The sequence below is a fragment of the Streptomyces misionensis genome, from assembly GCF_007896895.1.
Lineage (GTDB): Bacteria > Actinomycetota > Actinomycetes > Streptomycetales > Streptomycetaceae > Streptomyces > Streptomyces misionensis_A.
Window position 1 is genome coordinate 1 of the sequence record NZ_VOGW01000120.1, and the last position, 3,838, is coordinate 3,838.

Sequence of the window (3,838 nt, forward strand, 5' to 3'; positions counted from 1 at the left end):
GCTCCCTCCTCGTCGAAGGACGCCCCTCCGGCGCGGAGAGGCGACAGCTCGACGGGTGCCCCTGTCCTGCCGATTCAGGCGGTCGAGGCGCCGGACGGACCCCGTACCGGCCGCCGGCCGCCGCGTGGAACCGAGCGAGCCGTCAGCCGCCCACCGCCCGCGACACCGTGAAGATCAGCAGTCCCGCCAGTGATCCCACCACCGTGCCATTGATCCGGATGAACTGCAGATCGCGGCCGATGTGCGCCTCGATCTTCCGGGTGGTGTGCTCCGCGTCCCAGCCCGCCACCGTGTCCGTGATCAACGAGGTGATCTCCTTGCGGTAGGTGGTCACGACGTGCACCGCCGCGCCCTCCACCCAGCTGTCCACCTTCTCCTGCACCTTCGGCTCGTGCGCCATCCGCTCGCCCAGCGACAGCAGCGCCGCCCGCAACCGCATCCGCAGCTCGCTGCGCTCGTCCTCCGCCGCCGCGACGATCATCGACCGCACGGCCGTCCACGCGGACGCGATCAGATCCTGCACCTCACCACGGCCCAGCACCTCGCCCTTGAGCCGCTCCACCCGCGCCCGGGTATCCGTGTCCGACTGGAGATCGGACGCGAAATCCGTGAGGAAACGGTCCAGCGCGCCACGCGCCGGATGCGACGGCATGTCCCGCATCTCCGCACAGAAACGCAGCAACTCCTTGTAGACCCGCTCACCGACCTTGCGGTCCACGAACCGCGGGGTCCAGCCGGGCGCACCGCCCTGCACCGCCCCCATCACGTTGTCGCCGTGCAGCACCAGCCAGTCGTGCGCACGCGAGACCACCAGGTCCACCGCCCGCTTGTGACCACCGTCCGCGACCACCTTCTCCAGCAGCTTGCCGAGGCCCGGCGCGATCTCCCGGGCACCCGCCCGCCGGGTGATCGCCTCCCCCACCACCGCCTGCACATCGGAGTCCCGCAACACCGTGAGCGCGCCCCGCAACGCCGTCGCCAGCTCCGCCGTCACCCGGTCCGCGTGCTCCGGCTCGGCCAGCCAGGCCCCCAGCCGGCTGCCGATGCCGACCGCCCGCAACCGCTGCCGCACCACGTCCTGGGACAGGAAGTTCTCCCCCACGAACTCGCCCAGCGACACACCCAGTTGGTCCTTCTTGGTCGGGATGATCGCGGTGTGCGGGATCGGCAGACCGAGCGGGTGCCGGAACAGCGCGGTGACCGCGAACCAGTCCGCCAGCGCACCCACCATGCCCGCCTCCGCCGCCGCGGAGACATAGTCCGCCCACGCCCCCGCACCCGCGTTCCCGGCCAGCTTCGCCAGCACGTAGACCACGGCCACCAGCAGCAACAGGCCCGTCGCGGTCGTCTTCATGCGCCGCACCCCGCGCCGGCGCTCCTCGTCGGCCGGGGTGAACGCCGTCATCGTCCGGTACGACGCGGCCGGTCCGGCCGTTTCCGTCTCGGTAGGTTCCATCAGCTCCACCCGCTCGGTGATACCGCACACAATTGTCCCTTGCCGACCGGCCACCGGAACGGAACAGGAGTTCCCGGCGTCTGTTCCGGCGGGGGAACGGACCGGGGCCCACCGGCGCTCCCCGGCCCATGACGCATCATGGACTCATCAAGACCGGAGCCCGGGGCTCCCTCGCCCGAGGAGAACGACACAAGCGTGACCAGGCGTCATGACGGGGCCCCGGGGCAGGCCCGCACCCAGCACCGCGCGCAATACCTCATCCTGCTCAGCGCGCTCGTCGCACTCGTGATCGCCGTCTGCGCCGGCATCTACGTCACCACCGCACCCGGCCACGGCACGCCGGCCGGCACCCTCGCCGACAACCGGCCGCGCCGCGACTCCTCCGCCGCCCCCGTCTCCACCGGCGCCTGGGTCGGCTCCTGGGCCACCGCCCCCGTCGGCGGCGAACCCGGCACCGAGGCGATGGGCCTCGCGGGCCACTCGGTGCGCAACGTCGTCCACGCCGACGCCGGCGGCACGAGCGCCCGGATCACCCTCTCCAACCTCTACGGCCAGTCCCCGCTGGACATCACCCACGCCACGATCGCCCTCTCCGCCGGGGACGCCACCGCCGCCGCCGACGCCGAGACCATGCGCCGGCTCACCTTCAACGGCGCCACCGGCGTCGTCATACCCGCCGGCGAAGAGGCCGTCAGCGACGCCGTCCACCTGCTCGTACCGCACGGCAGCGACGTCCTCGTCACCACCTACTCCCCCACCCCCTCCGGGCCCGTCACCTACCACCCGCACGCCCGGCAGATCTCCTACGTCGCCGCCGGCGACCGCACCGAGGACTCCACCGGCGCCCCCTACACCCAGCAGACCCCCTACTGGCGCTACGTGACCGCCCTCGACGTGCTGAGCAACGAGGCCGACGGCACCGTCGTCGTCTTCGGCGACTCCATCACCGACGGCATCACCTCCACCACCGGCGCCAACCGCCGCTGGCCCGACCTGCTCGGCGGCCGGCTGCGCTCCGCGCTCCAGGACGGACGGCGACTGCCGCGCTACAGCGTCGTCAACGAGGGCATCAGCGGCAACCAGGTCCTCGCCGACGGCCTCGGCCGCCCCGCGGAGAACCAGAGCGGACTCGGCCGCTTCGGACGCGACGCGCTCGCGCGCACCAACGTCAAGGTGGTCGTCGTCGACCTCGGCGTCAACGACATCCTGCGCAACCCCCGCCTCGCCGACCCCGACCGCGTCCTCGGCGGCCTGCGCACCCTCGTCCGCGACGCGCACGCCCGCGGACTGAAGGTCGTCGGCGCCACCCTGATGCCCTTCAAGGGGCACCGGGGCTGGACCCCCGCCCGGGAGACGGTCCGCCGGGAGATCAACGCGCAGATCCGCGCGGGCCGGGTGTACGACGCGGTCGTCGACTTCGACAAGGCGCTCCGCGACCCCTACGACCCGCGCCGGCTGCGCCCCGACTACGACTCCGGGGACCATCTGCACCCCGGCGACCTGGGCTTCGAGAAGATGGCCGAGGTGTTCGACCTGCGCACCCTGAAGGGCGCGGGGCAGGCGGAGCTGTGAGAGACGGGGGAGGAATACTGGCGGCATGACCCGCTTGATCCTCGCCACCCGCAACGCCGGAAAGATCACCGAGCTGAGGGCCATCCTGGCCGACGCCGGACTCCCCCACGAACTGGTCGGCGCCGACGCCTACCCCGAGATCCCCGACGTCAAGGAGACCGGCGTCACCTTCGCCGAGAACGCCCTGCTCAAGGCGCACGCACTGGCGCAGGCCACGGGGCTGCCCGCGGTCGCCGACGACTCCGGTCTGTGCGTGGACGTCATGAACGGCGCCCCGGGCATCTTCTCCGCCCGCTGGTCCGGCCGCCACGGCGACGACCAGGCCAACCTCGACCTGCTGCTGGCCCAGCTCTCCGACATCGCCGAGGAACACCGCGGCGCGCACTTCGCCTGCGCCGCCGCCCTCGCTCTGCCGGACGGCACGGAACGCGTGGTCGAGGGCCGGCTGCAGGGCACCCTGCGGCACGCTCCCGCGGGCACGGGGGGCTTCGGCTACGACCCGATCCTCCAGCCCGACGGCGACACCCGGACCTGCGCCGAGCTGACCGCCGCCGAGAAGAACGCGATCAGCCACCGGGGCAAGGCGTTCCGGGCCCTGGTGCCGGTGGTGCGGGAGCTGCTGGGCTGAGCGTGGCAGAGGGGCTGTCCGTCGGGCAGCCCCTCTGTGCGCGTGGGCCCGGTGGGACTCGAACCCACGACACACCGGACCTAAACCGGCGCCCTCTTGCCAGCTGGGGTACGGGCCCTCGACGCTGCGCCTACTCTACTGGCGCCGCGGGGAGTTTGTGACCGGCGCCCTCCACGGCACCA

3 protein-coding genes and 1 tRNA gene are annotated in these 3,838 nt (G+C 72.6%); 2 read left to right on the plus strand and 2 right to left on the minus strand.

Translation table 11 applies throughout. The annotated features are described in order from the left end of the window. Positions 1-142: 142 nt before the first annotated feature. The gene (locus tag FRZ03_RS20975; protein WP_186785542.1) at positions 143-1,456 is read right to left on the minus strand and encodes a DUF445 domain-containing protein; all 1,314 of its coding nucleotides are present in this window, start codon (positions 1,454-1,456) and stop codon (positions 143-145) included. Positions 1,457-1,651: 195 nt separating this feature from the next. On the opposite strand from FRZ03_RS20975, the gene FRZ03_RS20980 reads away from it, so the two are divergent. Both FRZ03_RS20980 and rdgB read left to right on the plus strand, forming a co-directional pair. Then, positions 1,652-3,028 carry an SGNH/GDSL hydrolase family protein gene (locus FRZ03_RS20980; protein WP_398660791.1) on the plus strand — a complete coding sequence of 459 codons (1,377 nt, stop codon included), beginning with the start codon at positions 1,652-1,654 and terminating at the stop codon, positions 3,026-3,028. A gap of 25 nt (positions 3,029-3,053) precedes the next feature. Continuing rightward, positions 3,054-3,656 (plus strand): RdgB/HAM1 family non-canonical purine NTP pyrophosphatase, encoded by a 603-nt coding sequence (rdgB, locus tag FRZ03_RS20985; protein WP_146466700.1) that lies wholly within the window; start codon positions 3,054-3,056, stop codon positions 3,654-3,656. Between the two features lie 43 nt (positions 3,657-3,699). Here rdgB and FRZ03_RS20990 read toward each other — a convergent pair. Continuing rightward, positions 3,700-3,774 (minus strand) — tRNA-Leu (locus FRZ03_RS20990). Positions 3,775-3,838 lie beyond the last annotated feature (64 nt).